A 15,651-nucleotide genomic window follows, 5' to 3' on the forward strand; every position below is an offset into this window, starting at 1 on the left:
CTTTGCCCGGTGCCAGATCGCCTTCCTACTGCCCGCCGCTACCGTTCAATCGAAGTCGCACCAGCAGATCGTTCAGAGCTGGGCGGGCGGACGGAATTTCCGGTAGTTCTGACTGCTCGTGGGCCTCCTCGAGTTGGCTGACCAATCGCTCAAATTCATGCGTGTGGAATTCGAGATCAGCGGCATCGAGCGTCCCTTTTTCCGGCCCCGTTTGCTTGCGATCAATCAGCTCGTCGATGTACGAGAGTCTCGCGTTTTCGTTGAGAGTCACGAGGTTCGATTCGACCTCGCCGGATCTCATCAAGTGAATTCCAGTCAGCAGCACGCGGTAGACATACAGCAACGGTTTGACTCGTGGCGGTGTCTCCTTTGCGAACAGTTTCCACTGAGTCGCAGCGAACCCGAGGTAGTGGTGGGCGTGATGCCGAGTGATGCAGCCTTGAGCGATCGACTTCAACTCCTCATGTTCCGGCGTGGAGTGAACGATCAGTGGCGAGAAGATTTGTTCGAGCACGTAACCATTTCGCTTGAGCATCAGCCCAAAGAACTTACCCACATCGTGAGTGACCAAGTCAATCTCAAGGCCGTCGTAAACACCTTCCTTTTCGATCGTCTGTTCGCCATCCTCCAGACCGACGACCGTCTTCAGCGGCAGCAGGTGCACGCCGCGAAGATCGAAGTCGGAATCTGGGGACGGGAAACCGTACAGGTGGGCTCCGCTGATGGTGGCGAACAACAGCGGATACGGTGCAGCACGGATGTGCGGCATCATCTTGTCGTAGTCGATTGTTCGGGCGTCAGTCATGGAAGATTCTCTTGGATGGCTTTGCGGCGAGCATCGACCAAGAACGCGTTGACTCGTTCGTAGTCAGGACGATCGGGCAGTGGGGTGGTTCGGAAGGCGGTTTCAAAATCTCGCTGAAGTTCTTGTCGCCATTCATCTGCCTCATCGAACAGCGTCTCGCCACGCTTGATGGTCAGCAGACGGTCTCGGTGTTGGCCGGCATCGACCACCATCTCGCCGCTTCGCAGGACATGTGTTCCCGACAACAACAACCGGATCAGGTGCATGACGTGTTTCCACTTCACGCGGCCTTGGTTACGGATGTCTGTTTGCATCTTCTTGAATTGCGAGGCGACGTAGCCTGAGAACGTTTGGAAAACGAGCTTGGATAGAAAGGCGTCGCGCATCGCCAGCAAGTCTTTGCCAAGCGGTGTGACCGATTCGACGATTGGCGAATAGAGACATTCGAGAACGTTCGGGTTCGCTTTGAGTGCCAGCACAATGAACTTTTGCAGTTCCCAGTAGACCTCTTGCGTTTGATCGTTCTCAAGTTGTTCGGGAACGCCATAGAGTGACCAATGGAGCTCCGCCGGCGGAAGGTAAATGCCGCGGCGATCCGTGTCGGAATCTTCGTCTTCCAGACCATAGGCTCGCGAGCCGATCACGCAGCGATAGATCACTCGGTCGTACAGGCCCGAACTCATCAGCGGTGCATTCGCATCACGGATGGTTTGGTTTTTGAACTCCGACAATTGCACCAGTTGGTCGTGATGAATGGCCGCTTCAAACCCGTCGCTGAATTTGACGCGATAGGCGTGTGTGCGATCCACCGGTGACCGCACGACCACGCCGACCGCTCCCGCCGGATGCGCGATTCGATCGTTCGTCGTCATGACGTCTTTCTGCACGACGACCTGGGTGCCAGGCGAATGGATCAAGGAAAGGTTGGGTGAATGGGCCATTGGATTCGACTGGCACGATGAAATGGGGTGGTCTTGATTGTAGAGAGTGGATTGTTTGGAAGGTCCCAAGGTTCGGTGGATGTTCCCTTTGATATGGGAGACGCTCCCTATGCCTGCCCCCTCCCTCGCGTACGCCTGGACGGCGTCGCTTGACCTCCCCCAAAACTTCGTTTCGGGAGAGGTTCTCAAATGCAGAAACCCGCCAAAACGCAGCACCAGAAAACGGCACGGCCCAATACGAGAGAAAAATCTTGCCGAAGGAGGGAGGATTTCGTGGGCTAGGGCGTGGCTGACGGACGGTTTGAAAGAAAGGGGATTGTCTGAGAGGCGCTTTGTTGTACAGTGCAGGTAAGTAGCTGTGGAATGCAGGTAATTGGCCGAGGCGGATCGACCGATTCTCAGATCGGAACGAAATGATTGATTGATTTTGCGGGAGGACGAACATGGGCCATGAGGAACGACCTGGGTTTCTGCTCAGTCGATTGGCGTACCTGTTTCGAATTCGGATCACCGATGTTTTGAAAGAGGCGGGTTTGGATTTGTCGGTCGAAGAATCTTCGATTTTGATGGTGCTTCATGAAGCCGGCGAGCCGCTTCGTACGGGAGACTTTGCGAAACTGGTGATGCGTGACATCACCACCGTGACTCGGCAGGTGGATGGCTTGGTCAAAAAACAATTGGTCTCGCGAGAACGAGATCCCAATGACGGTCGAGCGGTTCTGATTTGCCCGACCGCCAAAGGGACGAAGCAAATGGAAAAATTGATGCCGCTGGCGGAATCTCTCCGGCAGCGATTGAAATCTGGAATCAGTGCCCAGCAATGGAGCACCACCATCCGGACGATGCAGCGGATGCAAGAGAACTTGATCGAATGAAGTTGCGAGTCGATGAACCCATCACCCCCTTTAGAGAAAAGTCCGATGAATCGAACACGAAACGCACTGTTTGCTGCGAAATTGCTAGCGCTGGTCTTGCTTGGGGCCGCACCCGTGGTCGCTCAGGAGAACGCAGCGACGGCAAAGTTGATGCAGCAATCCAAGCAGTTCGAAGAAGAGATCGTTCATGTTTCCGACAACGTCTACATCGCGGTGGGATACAGTGTTTCAAATGTCACGATGATCGAGGGCGACGATGGAGTCGTGATCATCGACACAGGCATTTCGCTGGACGATGCCAACCGGATCGTGACTGAGTTTCGCAAGTTCAGCGACAAACCGGTCAAGGGGATTGTTTTCACGCACTCCCACGGCGATCACACGAACGGAGCGGCAGCGTTCTTTGGGGAAGAGCGACCACAGATCTGGGCTCACAAAAACTTCGGCAGTGAAGCCCAACCGTTGGTGGCTGGTGGGGTGAAGTTTCAAAGCGTTCGAGGTGCACGTCAGGCTGGTTTCAAGCTGCCACGCGAACAACGTATCAACAACGGCGTTGCACCCGTTCGTTATCCCAAACTAGGCGGGCAAGCTTTCGCATCGCGAGCGGACACCAAGCCGACTCACTTTTTGGAAGAGGACCGTCAAACGATCGAGATTGCAGGTGTCGAACTTGAACTGGTTTCGTCTCCTGGCGAGACCAACGATCAGTTGTTCGTCTGGTATCCCGCTGGAAAGGCGTTGTTCGCCGGTGACAATTTCTACCGATCGTTTCCGAATTTGTATGCCATCCGTGGGACTCCCAATCGCAGCGTGCGTTTGTGGGCGGAGAGTCTTGGCAAGTTAGCGGCCAACGATGCGGATGTGTTGGTCGGTGGTCACACCAAACCGATCCTCGGAGCCAGCAAAGTCAAGCAAGTCTTGGAAGACTACCGCGATGCCGTTCAGTTCATTCATGACAAAACCGTCGAGGGAATGAACCAAGGAATGACGCCAGACGAATTGGTCGGCTACGTCCAGTTGCCGGAAAACCTAGCCAGCAAAGATTACTTGCAGCCCTTCTACGGGCATCCTGAATGGGGAGTCCGCAGTGTCTTCAACGGATACTTTGGCTGGTACGACGGCAACCCATCGAACTTGTTTCGTTTGTCACCGCGAGCGGAAGCCGAACGAGTCGCCCAACTGGCCGGAGGGCCTGACAAACTGTTCGCTGTCGCGAAAGCTGCGTTGGCTGACGATGACAACCAATGGGCAGCACAGCTTGCCGATCATCTGTTGGCGATCGACGGTGATTCGGCCGATGCGAAAGTGCTGAAAGCCGATGCGTTGAGCAAACTTGCTGGCGGAATGGTCAACGCCACTGCGAGAAACTACTACCTCACCGTTGCTCGCGAACTTCGTGAAGAAGCCGCCGCGAAATAATGAGCCCGCATCTTGTGAGTCCGCCGCCACCGCTTCCCATGTTGATCACCGGCATTGCTGGTGTGCCAGGGTACAACGCGTTGCACTACTTTCGGTCGTTGTACGGTGATCAGGTCATCGGCATTCGTCAGCCATCGATGTGGCCGTTGATTGGGGAAGGAGTCGTGGCTTGCGATGTCGAGGACGCGCAGCAGGTGGATGCGTTGTGGGAAAAGTACCGATTCGCAAGCTTGTTGAACTGTGGCGGAAGCTGCCGGTTGAAGTCGTGTGAGTTGGATCCGGCCATGGCTCATCGCGTCAATGTTACCAGCACGGAAAACTTGATCCGTGCGGCGGTTCGCTACGACGCGCAGATCATTCATTTGTCCATCGATTTGGTCTACGCCGGTCGCGAGGATCGGGCGTACCGCGAACATGATCCGCCCGATCCCGTCACGGTGTATGGGGCGAAGATGGTCGAGGCGGAACAGGCCGTGCGTCGCTTGAGACCGGACGCGTGCCTGCTGCGAATTTCGTTGCCGATGGGGATCAGTTTCAGCGGGCATGCTGGAGCCATCGACTGGATTTCGTCGCGTTTCAAACAGTCCAAGCCGGCCACGCTGTACATCGACGAATCCCGAACGCCGACCTACACCGACTGCATGAATCGGTTGTTCGCTCGGCTGTTGGCACGCCCCATCGAAGGGACTTTTCATGCCGGTGGAACACGGCGGTTGAGTCTGTACCAGATCGCACAAATTGTTAGCGTCGTGGGTGGTTATGATCCCGATTGCCTGCAAGGATGCCCGCGGGTGGAAGCCGGGCCGATGCCGCCGCGTGCCGGTGACGTGACGATGGATTCATCCAAGCTAGCGGATGCGATCGGGTTTGAACCGTTCGATCCTTGGCCAGCTGACGATGAGCTGGTGCCGACCGATCCGGAATGGCACTACCGAATGGCCAAGCAGTTTGGCGGCAGTGAATCGGCTGTGCATCGACTGCTGTACTGCAACCCAAATCGCCCCGGCATTGTGCCGCCTAGCCGTGATGAGCTTTGGGGCGAACGTTTCAGCAAGGAACCGTCGGGAAAGCACTGATCTGGCCCGACGGTTGATGAGGCACGGCGATGCGATGCAGCGCCGCACCATTGGCTTCTTGGTGACTCGTGTACCATTTTTCAGTGGAGTTGCTTGGCAAGCGGTTCTTCGATCGCCCGGATGATTTGGGCGTTCTTTTCCGCATCCAGAGCATCGGCATGCGGCGGCCCAAATTCCCCAGCATCGTTGTTGTAGTACTGCCCGGAAGCATTCGCGAATTCGTCGTCGAGAGCGGCGCGGGTGAGGATCTTCGATCCGATGCTGATGTCTTTGCCTGGGACCCCGAAAGCCTTCTGCACCATTTTGCTGGCGAGCAAAGAGCCTGGGTTGACCGAGACGACGGCCGGGCCGTCTTGACCAAGTGAATCCGCCAACGCACGTGACCACATGGTGAGGGCGAGTTTGCTTTGTGCGTACGCTTCGCCATCGCTCAGCAGTCGCTCGCCGCGAAACGCATCCATCGCCACCGGTGACTGAGCAGCGGAAGAAAGATTGATCACGCGTCCGGTTGAATCCATCAACGGCAGAAGACGTTTGGTCAGCAGGTAAGGAGCGATCGTGTTGACCACGAATCGGACGTCGAGTCCTTCCGGTGTCAACGGATCGGATGTTGAGAAAACGCCCGCGTTGTTGATCAGCACATCGAGATGGTCGTGCTTGGCGGACACCGCATCGGCGAACGCTTCCACTTCGTTCATGTTTGATAGATCAGCCACGTAGCTTTCAATCGATGCGTCATCGGAAAGCGAACGCAAAGTTTTCAGGACTTGTTCCAGTTTCGCGGCACTGCGTCCATGGATCAAAACATGATGGCCGAGCGACACCAAACTCTTGGCGGTTTCCAGACCAATGCCATCCGTTGCTCCAGTGATCAGAATACGTTTCATCAGTCTCTCGCTTTGTGTTGGAATTCGGGAAGAAGTTCGTCGGCAATTCTTTTCAAGGTCGACTCGATATCGGCTTGGTTGAATCGCAGGTTCAAGGCAATGTGATTGACACCCATTTCCTGGCGTGATCGCAGGTAGTCGCGAAGCGGATGGATGCCCATTCGCAATCCCAGATGAATCGGCGTGGGCGGGGTGTCGGGGTTTTCGGTGAGGTCGATGTAGAGCGGTTGCAAAACAGGTTGGTTGCGACGCCCGATGGCTTGCATTCGTTGTCGCCAATCCTGAATGACTCGTGCCTGCGATTCGGCAGATCTTAGGTAAGTCATCCAGCCATCTCCGTGAGCGGCCAGCCACTCGGGGCTCTGTTGACTACTGCCCGTGATCAGCAACGGAAGCTTGCCCGAGACTGGCTTGGGAAGCATGTCCATTTCGCCGCGAAGCCGGCCGCGTTGGTTGTCGAAACGCGGCCACGAATCGCTCATCTTGCGGATGTATCGGTAGGATTCACGAAAGTTCGCACCTCGATCGGCAAACGGGGCGTCGATCGCGGGATACTCCTCGGGACGATCGCCGGAAGCCACGCCGAGGATCAGTCGGCCTCCGGACAGCACATCCGCCGTGGCGGCAGCTTTGGCGACGTGAGCCGGATGTCGCAGAGGCAAAACGATGCTGGCAACACCCAATGCAATCCGTTCGGTCATCCCAGACAACATTCCAAGATACACGAATGGATCATAGGTCTGGCCAGCATCCCCAAAAGCCGGAACATTGAACGGAACATCACGCAACCAAACCGCCGAGAAGCCTAGCTTTTCGGCGAGCTGAACGCGTTCGATGTGTCGGTGCATCTCCGGGACAGGCCCATCACCGTAGGTTTCAATTGGGACCACCAATCCGAGGCTCAGTCGGTTCACATGGAACACGCTGTTGTAGCCACGGTTGATGGATTGGAATTCAACGGTGTCGGGGGTGGTTGCCGAGGACATCTCACTTTCGATCGATCAAGAGGATTGGAAAGCCGTGTGTTCGCGATGCTTCCTACGGCCGACGTCAGTCAACATGACGCTTCAGTTTTCGATGACGACTTTGCCCATGGCTCTGCCGCTTTCCAGTCTCGCGTAGGCTTCGCCTGCTTCTTCCAAGGAGAAATTGGTTTCATCGAGGATGGGAGTCAGGGCACCCGATTCAGCGATCTCAGTCAGATTGCGAAGGATGTCGCCGTGATCAGATCGTTTGTGATTGTGCAGCATCGGAATCAGCATGAAGACGATGTGCAAAGACAAGCCTTTGAAGTGAGCTGGCGTGAGGTCCAGTTCGCATAAAGACACCGTCGTCGCGATTTGTCCGTTGAGGGCAGCGGCTTCGAACGAGTTGGTCAGGTTGGCTCCTCCGACGGAATCAAACACCACATCGAATCCGGCTCCCTCGGTGTGCTTGGCAACGTATTGCTCGACCGATTCGGTTTTGTAGTTGATGCCCGTCGCACCCAGCTTTTCAATCAGTGCAAGTTGTTTGTCACCGCCGCCGGTGGAATAGACATCCGCTCCAAAGTGCTTGGCCAATTGCAACGCGACATGGCCCACGCCGCCTGATCCTCCATGCACGAGGACTCTCTGGCCCGCTTGGATGCCGGCTCGAAGCAGGCCTTCGTATGCGGTGATTGCAACGAGTGGCAACGCCGCGGCTTCCTTCATCGACAGGTTCTTCGCCTTGTGAGCGATCAAGTCCGCATCGGCCACGATGTAATCTGCCAAGGTGCCCGGCAGATCTGCCAGCCCGCCGGCGCAGCCATAGACTTCGTCGCCGACGGAATAGTTCTGCACACCTTCGCCGACAGCTTCGACGGTTCCGGCAAAGTCCATTCCAAGAATGGCTGGGGCGGGTGGCGACAAAGGAAGGTCCTTTCCCATTTTGCGAATCATCGTGTCGACCGTGTTCACGCTCGAAGCGGCAATCTTGACCAGGACGTGCCCCGGTTTGACTTTGGGTTGATCGACTTCGGATGCCTCGAAGGCTGCGTTTTCACCGTAGTTCTTGATCAGCATGGCTTTCATGATTGGTTTCCTTTGAATCGAGAGTGGCTCGGACGCAATCGCACGATTTCGTTGTTTTCGCGGTCGCGTGACTGTTTGTTTGTTAGTACGGTGTGATAATAGGAGTAGATGCCAAATCGGCAAGAACGCACTTTTAAGGCACATAGGCACATAATGGATACCAATGGAAAAGCCCGGCATTCGAGCTACGAATTGCCAGCTTGTCCCGTCGAGGCAACGCTGGAACTGATTGGAGGCAAATGGAAGGGCATCGTGCTTTACTATTTGATGGTCGACGGACGCCTCCGATTCAGCGTTCTCAAACGGAAGGTCGGCTGTGTCACGCAGAGAATGCTGACCAAGCAACTTCGCGAATTGGAGGACAGCGGGTTGGTCAATCGGATCGTCTACGCCGAGGTGCCACCGCGAGTCGAATACGAATTGACGGAAGAGGGTGAGTCGCTCACGCCCGTGTTGCTGACGCTGAAGAAGTGGGGCGAAGCTCACGCATTGCAACTGCTGCAGGAACGCGAAAATCGCAAAGCTGTGGAAGCGTCGTGACCGACGTTTTCCCTGAATGCATCTCCATGAGTTTTGTCACGGCATGAACTCAGGTTGAATGCGGGCGATGTTTGTAGCTCGGCTACTTTCGGTTGCAACCGTAGTGGATGAGGCAACGAATCCTTCCGCTTTCCTGAACACCGTACTCTTCTTCCGATCATTCCCAGGACAACAGAGATGGATTTGAAATTGAGCGGCAACACCGCTTTGGTCACGGGTGGCGCCAGCGGGATTGGGTTGGCGACCGCGAGGCTGTTTGCGGAAGAAGGTTGTTCGATTCAGCTTTGGGATGTCTCGCCCAATGTCGAAGAAGCAGCCGGCGAATTGCGAGAGCATGGCGTGAACGTCGGCACGCAGGTTGTCGATATCGTCGATGAACAACAAGTTGAACAGGCGGTCGGATGCTGCCTCGACCAGCACGGGCGTCTGGATCATGTGGTGCACTGCGCTGCGATCGGGTCGGGGAAGTTTGGCTTCCCGTTCACCCGCGTCGCCCCGAGTGAATGGAAACGAACTCTGGAGGTCAACGTCATCGGAATGGCAAATGTTGCTGCGGCTTTGGCTCCTCCCATGGTTGCTCAACGATCGGGCACGTTTGTGTTTCTGGCCTCCATCGCGGGACAGATGGGATCGCAGACCGATCCGCCCTACAGTGCCAGCAAAGCAGCCAACATCAACTTTGCTCAGTGCATGGCCAAAGACTTGGCACCGCACAATGTTCGGGTGAACACGGTTTGCCCCGGGATGGTGAAGACGGCTCTGAACCGTTCGGTTTGGCAGGCTTGGTATGACGGCGCCCCACCACAAGATCGACTTTCCTACGAAGACTGGACGGATCAAAAGATCAAGAACGTGATTCCGCTCGCCCGTTGGCAAACCAGCGAAGACGTTGCCGCGATGATCGTGTTCCTCTCGTCAGAACGAGCCAAAGAAGTGACCGGCCAAACCATCAACGTGGATGGCGGTTGCGTGATGCATTGTTAGCGAAATCGAGCGACAGCCCGCAATCGCCCGAACACGAGAACGGTCCATGCATTTCACGAAGATGCGATGCCGAGCGATTTGATTCGTGATGCAAGGGTGGTTGGCTTCATGCCGAGAAGAGCGGCGGCACCCGTGTCGCCATAGACTTTGCCGCCACACGCTTGCAGTGCTTTGCGGATGTTGTTGGCTTCGAACAAGCGGAGCTCGACGGCGGTCATGATCTCGTCTGTTTCATTCGACTGAACAAGAGCAGTCTTTTTTGATTCGATGTCGGGTTGCGACGCGAGATTCAGTTTGAGTTTTCCGGGCGGGGACGTGATCAATGCACGTTCGAGCACGTGTTGCAATTCGCGAATGTTGCCGGGCCAGTCATAACGCTGAAGTTCATTGGCGTTGGCTCGTGTGAGTCTCGGTGTCGGCTTGCCAAGTCGTCGGGAAAGAATCGTGAGGAGATGATCGGCCAGCAGAGGGAGATCGTCTTTTCGATTGCGGAGCGGTGGCAAATCGATTGGAAACACACTGAGTCGATAGTAAAGATCCAGTCTGAATTTGCCGGCTTCCGCTTCAGCCTTTAGATCTCGATTGGTGGCGGCGATGATTCGAACGTCCACTTCGCGAGTCCGTTCTTCGCCGACGCGTTCCAACTCGCCTTCCTGCAGAACCCGCAGCAGTTTGCTTTGCAGATCCAGGGGGATCTCACCAATCTCATCGAGAAACAAGGTGCCACCATCGGCCAGTTCAAAACGACCGATGCGATCTCGCAACGCACCGGTGAAGCTGCCCTTGGTGTGTCCAAAGAACTCGCTTTCGTACAGCTCACGCGGGATGGCTGCGCAGTTGACTTTGATCAGCGGGTGTTCGCGACGCGAGGAGCGAGCATGGATCTCACGCGCGACCAGTTCCTTGCCGGTGCCACTTTCGCCCATCACCAACACGGTCGAGTCGGTGGGTGCGACCAAACGAATTTGTTGCGCGACGGTTTGCAACGCATCGCTCTGCCCGATCATCTCACCGAATGCTTCCCCACGAAGCTCCTCTTGCAAGTAATCGTTTTCAAGTTCCAAGCGTCCGCGAAGGGTTTCGATTTCTTCCCAGGCCCGCGCGTTGGCGATGGCCGAGGCAACGTGATCCGCAATCATTCGCAACCAATCAAAGCAGGCATCACCGATCGTGGTGCGAGCGAAGACGCTGAGTACACCCAGCACCTTGCCGCGGTGAACCAGCGGTTGGCCTCCAAAACCAAGGATGCTTTCTTGCAGGGCCCAATCGCGATGCACCAACCAATCGGGATCGCCATCGATATTGGGAACTTCCAGCGGAGTCCCGGTAGCGGCGATGCGTCCGACTTTCCGCACGCCCAGTGGGAACCGACGAAAGGAACCATCGATGCGGCTGAGGTCCGTGTTGGGATCCACGACCGACGTTCCCGCACTGGCCACCAAGTGAAGGCATTCGGTTTGGTCGGGGCACTCCGATTGCATCGGGCACGTGGGACAACCTTCGCCCGGATGGATCAACCAAATGCGAGCCAAGGCCACCGCGTGTGAGCTGGCAAGGTGATCGACGACCAATCGTAAAACGTCGGCGACGCTTCGCTGTTGAGGCATCGCCAACAACAGTTCTTTGTGGTCGCGGATCAGCGGAATTCGTTGCTCAATCATGGAGCCCAGAATGCACGAAAACTCGTGGTTTCGCAACGGAAATTCGTGGATCCACGAGATTTCGTGACGCGGTTTTGCTTGGCGTGTGGTTTGTAAGTTGTTCTATGTTAGTGACTTAGGTTTTGTTTGGATTGTTTGGCACGGTTCGTGCCTAAGGGAGATTCGAAACCGACGATTGTTGTCGGTGCTTTCCAAACCACTCGGATCCTAATGGAGTCCAACCATGTCCCGAATCGAAACTGTGAATCCCGCTGACGCGACCGGCAAAGCCAAAGAGTTGCTCGACGCCGTCCAATCCAAGCTTGGGATGACGCCGAACCTGATGCGTGTGATGGCCAATTCAGCCGCTGTCTTGGATGCGTATTTGAAGTTCAGTGGAGCTCTCGCGGGCGGTGAACTGACCGCCAAAGAACGCGAGCGAATTGCCTTGGCGGTTGGCCAAGCAAACTCATGTGACTACTGCCTCAGCGCTCACACCGCGCTCGGCAAGATGTCGGGCCTGACCGCGTCTGAGATTCTCGACGCTCGTCGTGGCAAAGCGGATGACGCCAAGGCCGGAGCCATTCTGGCGTTTGCAAATCAAGTTGTCGCGAAACGCGGGTTGGTGTCCGACACCGATGTCACGACCGCTCGCGAAGCGGGGGTGACGGATGCGGAGATCGCTGAAACGGTTGCCAACGTTTCCCTCAACATCTTGACCAACTACCTCAACCATGTCGCTCAAACCGAAGTTGATTTTCCGGCGGCTGAAAAGTTGTCGGATGATTCGGCAACGGAGTCGTGCGGTTGCCACAGTGAAGCTTGCAGCGTCGCTTAACGCGAAGCGAAATAACCAAGCGGTGCGCTAGAAACAATGGAGAACCAACATGGCAAGCCCAGCTGACATCCGGCCGCCCTTCACGCGTGAGTCCGCTATGCAAAAAGTGCGTGCGGCGGAAGACGCATGGAACTCGCGGGATCCGCAGCGAGTTTCGCTGGCGTATTCCATCGACAGCGAATGGCGGAACCGGGATGTGTTCCTGCGGGGACGCGATCAAATCGTTCACTTTTTGTCTGGAAAGTGGACGTTGGAAAAGGAGTATCGACTCGCAAAGCAATTGTGGGCGTTCTCTGAAAATCGAATCGCCGTTCGATTCCAGTACGAGTACCAAACCGAAGCCGGAAGTTGGTTTCGTGCCTATGGAAATGAGAACTGGGAATTTGATCCCGATGGTTTGATGCGGCGTCGTGAAGCCAGCATCAACGACCATGCGATCGATGTCTCTGAGCGAAAGTTTCATTGGCCCTTGGGCGTCCGACCATCGGACGATCCGGGGTTGGAAGAACTCGTGAAGTGAAGCCGCCAATCACTTGCCCTCGCGTGAACACCGTTTCCGCGAGGGCATTTGGCGAACGAACAGACGATTGAACATCCATCCGACCACTCATCCAATCAACTCGACATATCGAATCATGAAAATTCAATCACTCACCCACGCGGTCATCGGAACAGCCATCGTCGTGGCTTCTTCCGGTCCCATCGCTACGACCGCAACCGCAGAAGACCACTCGCACGTTGCGGCGGATTCACAGGTCATGCATCGCACGATGCAGATCGACGATTTGGAGATCTTTTACCGAGAAGCGGGGCCGAAAGATGCCCCCACCGTGTTGCTGTTGCATGGGTTTCCGACCTCGTCCCACATGTTTCGAAACTTGATTCCAGCTTTGGCGGATCGTTATCACGTGGTCGCACCGGACTATCCCGGGTTCGGATACAGTTCGGCTCCGTCGGTCGACGAGTTTGAGTACACGTTCGACAACGTGGCTCGCGTGATTCAAGTTTTCACCGAACGACTGAAGCTGGAGCGATACTCGTTGTACGTGATGGACTACGGTGCCCCGGTCGGATTCCGACTAGCGACGGCACATCCAGAACGAGTTCAAACGCTGATCGTTCAGAATGGAAACGCCTATGAAGAAGGCATCGACAACCCGTTTTGGATTCCCGTGAAAGCGTTGTGGAAAGAACGATCATCAGAGAATCGGGAGGCACTTCGTTCGATGTTGACGCTTGATGCGACCAAGTGGCAATTCACCAATGGCGTCCGCAACGTCGCGACGATCAGCCCTGACAACTGGGGACATGTTCAACCATTGCTCGATCGTCCTGGGAACGATGAGATACAACTGGAAATGTTCCACAGCTATGGCAGCAATCCACCGTTGTATCCTCAGTGGCAAGCTTACCTGCGCAAGCATCAACCGCCGACGTTGATCGTATGGGGGAAGAACGACGCGATCTTTCCTGCCGAAGGTGCATACCCCTATCAACGCGATCTGAAGAATGCGGAGCTGCACTTGCTTGATACCGGTCACTTCGCACTGGAAGAAGACGGTGACGTGATCGCGAATCACATGCGGCGTTTCCTGGGACAGCACGTGCACTAACATTTCGCGACGAGGCTCTTACTGCCAGACTCGCAGGGTGGGGCCGGGGATGGATTCATGTCGCGAACTGGCGAAGGCGTGAACCAATCCCCCGCCCATTGTCTCCGGTGTGTCGCGGACGATCACGAGTTCAATGATGTCGCTGCGGTGTTGGTTCACAAGATCGTTGAGCGACGCGGACTCGATGGTGTGGGATTCCGATTGGCTGCCTTTGGGGATCACAAAACGATCCACCAAAGACCAGTCACTGGTTTCGGTTTCCAGATCCAACCAAGGAACGGTGTTGGGTGAAAGCGGTGGTGCTTCGTTCGGGAGGGAGCGTCCGTAGACCGAGAACGTTGAGTCGGGAGTTCGCGATGCGAATCCGATTCCCGAAGGAACCGCGGTTAGCTGCAAAGCGGCTCGCTCGATCGGCTGGTCAGCCAGGCCGCGGAAGTCAAACCGCAGGCGGATCTGGCGATCGAACTCAATCAGTTCATCGGACTTTTTGACGAGCAACAGATCTTCGGGGCCCTTTCGGTTTTCAGGGTCGCGTTGAATCCAGACGTCCCCGCCGTCGCCTTGAGAGGTGAAGATTTGTGTCAGCCGGCGAGCGTCGTTTGTTGAAGGCAGACGGTATTCATTGGGTGACAAGATTTGCTGGGACAACAACCACGCCGATGTTTGTTGGGTCAGGCTTCGCGTTTCGCCTGTTTCCCGAACTTCGAGATCGACGCGTCCATCGAAAACCTCGACCACGGAGGCTCCATCGGATTTGACCGACACGCCGAAGCTGGTTCCTTGATCGGTCAGGCGGCCAGTCGGAGTGTCGACCACGAATCCTCGCAAGCCATCGCGGACGGTGACGACTGCGGTTCCACTGGCGAGACGGCAGTGCATTGGATCGAGGATTTGCAGGTCGGCGGGGCCTTCCAGGTCCAATTGGGTTTCGTTGTCAAAACGCAGCGACGCAAACCCGCTGGCCAATCGCAAGTGTCCGACGCCGAGTCGTTGTCCTTCCGCGAGCGGCACGGTCGACGTCTGCCACAGACATTCGACAGTTGTTTCCAGCACCGCAAAGGTTTCGTTGGAATCCGCTGGGTTGGCGTTGTGATTCCAAAGGGCGGTCGCCACCAGAACGGAAGCGGCCAAGGCCATCGCCCAGGTGATGCCTCGCCAGGTTCGGGAACCCTTTGTTTCGCGAGTTACTGGATTCGCGGTCGGTTGTTGTTCGCGAGCCTCGATGCCCAGCAAACACAGTTCGCCATGGATCGCAGCCGCCTCAGCAAATTCGCGGAGTCGTTCGGGGGACGCCATCGCGATGGATTCGAGTTCGCGAATTTCCTCTTGGGTGGCGCGACCGTCGAGAGCCGCGTCTCGCAATTCCAGGAATCGTTTTTGGTTGGAGTCGTTCATGACGTCAGGCCAGCCTCCATTTTGCGAGACACGCAATCTCGCAGTGAATCATGAATGCGGCTGAGCATGCGATAGATCGCGTCGAGGGATCGATCGGTTCGAGCGGCGATCGATTCGATTTTGTCGCCGTCGGTGTACCGCTGCTGAATCAGTTGCTGGTGACGATCGGGCAAGGAACGGACGCAGGCACGCAGTGTTTCCAAACGCTGGTCGTATCGTTCTGTTTGTGTGTCCAGTTGGGTTGCGACGGCATCGAGAAATTCGTTTGAAAACTGCAATCGACTTCGGTGCTGTTTCTGCCGCCACGCTCTCATCTGATTGAATGCAACGCGGCACGACCAAGCCGTGAAGTTGGTTCCCAGTTCGAAGTTATCAAACTTTCGCCATAGTACCAAATCGGTTTCTTGCAGGACTTCTTCGACGTCATTTCGGTCATTCATCAAGCTCATCAGGTAAGCAAAACGATGCCGACGGGTGTGGCCAAGCAGGCGAACGAATTCTTCGGTGCGATCAACGGGGCCGGTGATCGAAGCGTCGGAGTCGGTCATGCGTTGGGTTCCGTGAATTCGACGTGCGGGCGAGTA

16 protein-coding genes are annotated in these 15,651 nt (G+C 56.0%); 8 read left to right on the plus strand and 8 right to left on the minus strand.

Annotated features, from left to right (window positions below; genetic code table 11):
* Nucleotides 1-25 precede the first annotated feature (25 nt).
* Nucleotides 26-805: a nucleotidyltransferase domain-containing protein gene (locus tag CEE69_RS05930; RefSeq protein ID WP_099259818.1), complete on the minus strand. Its 780-nt coding sequence runs from the start codon at nt 803-805 to the stop codon at nt 26-28.
* Entirely contained in the window at nt 802-1,746 is a 945-nt protein-coding gene (locus CEE69_RS05935) for a nucleotidyltransferase domain-containing protein (RefSeq protein ID WP_099259819.1), read from the minus strand. The genes CEE69_RS05930 and CEE69_RS05935 overlap by 4 nt, the downstream gene beginning before the upstream one ends.
* A 443-nt stretch (nt 1,747-2,189) precedes the next feature.
* On the opposite strand from CEE69_RS05935, the gene CEE69_RS05945 reads away from it, so the two are divergent.
* Genes CEE69_RS05945 through CEE69_RS05955 form a run of 3 tightly spaced genes read left to right on the plus strand, consistent with a single transcriptional unit; the run spans nt 2,190 to nt 5,116 of the window.
* Nucleotides 2,190-2,621: a MarR family winged helix-turn-helix transcriptional regulator gene (locus CEE69_RS05945; RefSeq protein WP_099259821.1), complete on the plus strand. Its 432-nt coding sequence runs from the start codon at nt 2,190-2,192 to the stop codon at nt 2,619-2,621.
* 45 nt (nt 2,622-2,666) lie between these two features.
* Nucleotides 2,667-4,040 (plus strand): alkyl/aryl-sulfatase, encoded by a 1,374-nt coding sequence (locus tag CEE69_RS05950; protein ID WP_099259822.1) that lies wholly within the window; start codon nt 2,667-2,669, stop codon nt 4,038-4,040.
* Nucleotides 4,040-5,116 carry an SDR family oxidoreductase gene (locus tag CEE69_RS05955; protein WP_099259823.1) on the plus strand — a complete coding sequence of 359 codons (1,077 nt, stop codon included), beginning with the start codon at nt 4,040-4,042 and terminating at the stop codon, nt 5,114-5,116. The genes CEE69_RS05950 and CEE69_RS05955 overlap by 1 nt, the downstream gene beginning before the upstream one ends.
* A gap of 80 nt (nt 5,117-5,196) precedes the next feature.
* Here the strand turns inward: CEE69_RS05955 and CEE69_RS05960 are convergent, their stop codons facing one another.
* The 3 genes from CEE69_RS05960 to CEE69_RS05970 all read right to left on the minus strand — a co-directional run bounded on the left by CEE69_RS05960 (nt 5,197) and on the right by CEE69_RS05970 (nt 8,057).
* Nucleotides 5,197-6,003 (minus strand): SDR family NAD(P)-dependent oxidoreductase, encoded by an 807-nt coding sequence (locus CEE69_RS05960; RefSeq protein WP_099259824.1) that lies wholly within the window; start codon nt 6,001-6,003, stop codon nt 5,197-5,199.
* A complete protein-coding gene (locus CEE69_RS05965; RefSeq protein WP_099259943.1) occupies nt 6,003-6,926 on the minus strand; it encodes an LLM class oxidoreductase in 924 nt (307 codons plus the stop codon). Before CEE69_RS05965 ends, CEE69_RS05960 begins: the two co-directional genes overlap by 1 nt.
* A gap of 144 nt (nt 6,927-7,070) precedes the next feature.
* On the minus strand, nt 7,071-8,057 hold the full coding sequence (locus CEE69_RS05970; protein ID WP_099259825.1) for a zinc-dependent alcohol dehydrogenase family protein: 987 nt from the start codon (nt 8,055-8,057) through the stop codon (nt 7,071-7,073).
* A 153-nt stretch (nt 8,058-8,210) separates the two neighbouring features.
* On the opposite strand from CEE69_RS05970, the gene CEE69_RS05975 reads away from it, so the two are divergent.
* Both CEE69_RS05975 and CEE69_RS05980 read left to right on the plus strand, forming a co-directional pair.
* Nucleotides 8,211-8,597, plus strand: coding sequence for a winged helix-turn-helix transcriptional regulator (locus CEE69_RS05975; RefSeq protein WP_008672847.1), 387 nt, complete (start codon nt 8,211-8,213; stop codon nt 8,595-8,597).
* A 177-nt stretch (nt 8,598-8,774) separates the two neighbouring features.
* Entirely contained in the window at nt 8,775-9,581 is an 807-nt protein-coding gene (locus CEE69_RS05980) for an SDR family NAD(P)-dependent oxidoreductase (protein ID WP_099259826.1), read from the plus strand.
* Nucleotides 9,582-9,634: 53 nt separating this feature from the next.
* Here the strand turns inward: CEE69_RS05980 and CEE69_RS05985 are convergent, their stop codons facing one another.
* Nucleotides 9,635-11,242 (minus strand): sigma-54-dependent Fis family transcriptional regulator, encoded by a 1,608-nt coding sequence (locus tag CEE69_RS05985; protein WP_199169803.1) that lies wholly within the window; start codon nt 11,240-11,242, stop codon nt 9,635-9,637.
* 223 nt (nt 11,243-11,465) lie between these two features.
* Here CEE69_RS05985 and CEE69_RS05990 point away from each other — a divergent pair, with 223 nt between their 5' ends.
* From CEE69_RS05990 to CEE69_RS06000, 3 genes are all read left to right on the plus strand, one after another.
* The gene (locus CEE69_RS05990) at nt 11,466-12,059 is read left to right on the plus strand and encodes a carboxymuconolactone decarboxylase family protein (protein ID WP_008672844.1); all 594 of its coding nucleotides are present in this window, start codon (nt 11,466-11,468) and stop codon (nt 12,057-12,059) included.
* A gap of 49 nt (nt 12,060-12,108) precedes the next feature.
* The gene (locus CEE69_RS05995; protein ID WP_099259828.1) at nt 12,109-12,579 is read left to right on the plus strand and encodes a nuclear transport factor 2 family protein; all 471 of its coding nucleotides are present in this window, start codon (nt 12,109-12,111) and stop codon (nt 12,577-12,579) included.
* A 115-nt stretch (nt 12,580-12,694) separates the two neighbouring features.
* Nucleotides 12,695-13,672, plus strand: coding sequence for an alpha/beta fold hydrolase (locus CEE69_RS06000; RefSeq protein ID WP_099259944.1), 978 nt, complete (start codon nt 12,695-12,697; stop codon nt 13,670-13,672).
* An 18-nt stretch (nt 13,673-13,690) separates the two neighbouring features.
* Here the strand turns inward: CEE69_RS06000 and CEE69_RS06005 are convergent, their stop codons facing one another.
* Both CEE69_RS06005 and CEE69_RS06010 read right to left on the minus strand, forming a co-directional pair.
* Nucleotides 13,691-15,067: a FecR domain-containing protein gene (locus CEE69_RS06005; protein ID WP_099259829.1), complete on the minus strand. Its 1,377-nt coding sequence runs from the start codon at nt 15,065-15,067 to the stop codon at nt 13,691-13,693.
* Nucleotides 15,064-15,615 carry a sigma-70 family RNA polymerase sigma factor gene (locus CEE69_RS06010; protein WP_233214899.1) on the minus strand — a complete coding sequence of 184 codons (552 nt, stop codon included), beginning with the start codon at nt 15,613-15,615 and terminating at the stop codon, nt 15,064-15,066. Before CEE69_RS06010 ends, CEE69_RS06005 begins: the two co-directional genes overlap by 4 nt.
* Nucleotides 15,616-15,651: the final 36 nt, after the last annotated feature.

Source organism: Rhodopirellula bahusiensis, assembly GCF_002727185.1.
Taxonomy (GTDB): domain Bacteria; phylum Planctomycetota; class Planctomycetia; order Pirellulales; family Pirellulaceae; genus Rhodopirellula; species Rhodopirellula bahusiensis.

Excerpts from the sequence above, each read along its gene's own strand:
- CEE69_RS05930 (WP_099259818.1), bottom strand. The coding sequence starts at position 805 with ATGACTGACGCCCGAACAATCGACTACGACAAGATGATGCCGCACATC.
- CEE69_RS05935 (WP_099259819.1), bottom strand. The coding sequence starts at position 1,746 with ATGGCCCATTCACCCAACCTTTCCTTGATCCATTCGCCTGGCACCCAG.
- CEE69_RS05945 (WP_099259821.1), top strand. The coding sequence starts at position 2,190 with ATGGGCCATGAGGAACGACCTGGGTTTCTGCTCAGTCGATTGGCGTAC.
- CEE69_RS05950 (WP_099259822.1), top strand. The coding sequence starts at position 2,667 with ATGAATCGAACACGAAACGCACTGTTTGCTGCGAAATTGCTAGCGCTG.
- CEE69_RS05955 (WP_099259823.1), top strand. The coding sequence starts at position 4,040 with ATGAGCCCGCATCTTGTGAGTCCGCCGCCACCGCTTCCCATGTTGATC.
- CEE69_RS05960 (WP_099259824.1), bottom strand. The coding sequence starts at position 6,003 with ATGAAACGTATTCTGATCACTGGAGCAACGGATGGCATTGGTCTGGAA.
- CEE69_RS05970 (WP_099259825.1), bottom strand. The coding sequence starts at position 8,057 with ATGAAAGCCATGCTGATCAAGAACTACGGTGAAAACGCAGCCTTCGAG.
- CEE69_RS05975 (WP_008672847.1), top strand. The coding sequence starts at position 8,211 with ATGGATACCAATGGAAAAGCCCGGCATTCGAGCTACGAATTGCCAGCT.
- CEE69_RS05980 (WP_099259826.1), top strand. The coding sequence starts at position 8,775 with ATGGATTTGAAATTGAGCGGCAACACCGCTTTGGTCACGGGTGGCGCC.
- CEE69_RS05985 (WP_199169803.1), bottom strand. The coding sequence starts at position 11,242 with ATGATTGAGCAACGAATTCCGCTGATCCGCGACCACAAAGAACTGTTG.
- CEE69_RS05990 (WP_008672844.1), top strand. The coding sequence starts at position 11,466 with ATGTCCCGAATCGAAACTGTGAATCCCGCTGACGCGACCGGCAAAGCC.
- CEE69_RS05995 (WP_099259828.1), top strand. The coding sequence starts at position 12,109 with ATGGCAAGCCCAGCTGACATCCGGCCGCCCTTCACGCGTGAGTCCGCT.
- CEE69_RS06000 (WP_099259944.1), top strand. The coding sequence starts at position 12,695 with ATGAAAATTCAATCACTCACCCACGCGGTCATCGGAACAGCCATCGTC.
- CEE69_RS06005 (WP_099259829.1), bottom strand. The coding sequence starts at position 15,067 with ATGAACGACTCCAACCAAAAACGATTCCTGGAATTGCGAGACGCGGCT.
- CEE69_RS06010 (WP_233214899.1), bottom strand. The coding sequence starts at position 15,615 with ATGACCGACTCCGACGCTTCGATCACCGGCCCCGTTGATCGCACCGAA.